Annotated in this window: 1 protein-coding gene; it reads left to right on the forward strand. The window is 70.9% G+C overall.

Going from position 1 to position 643, the window contains the following annotated elements; translation table 11 throughout:
• The coding region (locus tag A5652_RS07280; protein ID WP_369805762.1) for a DUF6542 domain-containing protein at positions 1 to 643 on the forward strand (643 nt) is incomplete at both ends.

Genomic DNA, 643 nt, shown 5'->3' on the forward strand with positions numbered 1-643 from the left:
TGTTCCACGACGCCAAGGTCGGCCGCCTCAAAGACCTGCTGATCAACTGCGGCTACCCGCTGATCGAGCGCTTCCCGCTGATGCTGGGCACCGCCGGCGCCGTGCTGACGATCGGGCTGGCTCGCTGGTATTTCGGAAACGGCTACAAGAAACACACCACCGCGAACGCCTCCGAGGACGCTGCGGGGCCCGCTGGTGTCGACGTCAAGTCCTTCTTCAACGGCATCGTCGCCAAAGCGCAGTCGGCGCTGCAGTCCGACGACGACGTGGACGACGCCGACGACACCGCCGATTCCCGCCGCGGCCGCAGATCGGGCTCTTCGCCGAGGACCCGCGGCACGGCACGCACCACCCGCTCCACCACGCGTTCGGCACGCACCCGCTCCCGGCATTCGCGGGAGCCCCTGGGCGATGCGTCCGAACAACTGGAGCGACCCGAGCGTCCACGGCGCAGCACCCGCCGCAGCGCCGCGTCGGCCCGCGACTCCGACGCCACCGAGCCGCCGCGGCGGTCGCGTCGCCGGCCCCGGCCGGACGGCGATCCCGATCCCCGTGGCCAAGCGCCCCGGGAAGCGCTCGATCAGCGGGTAGCCGCAGTTGATCAGCAGGTCTTTGAGGCGGCCGACCTTGGCGTCGTGGAACA

This window comes from Mycobacterium sp. 1165178.9 (assembly GCF_001673555.1).
Taxonomy (GTDB): Bacteria; Actinomycetota; Actinomycetes; order Mycobacteriales; family Mycobacteriaceae; genus Mycobacterium.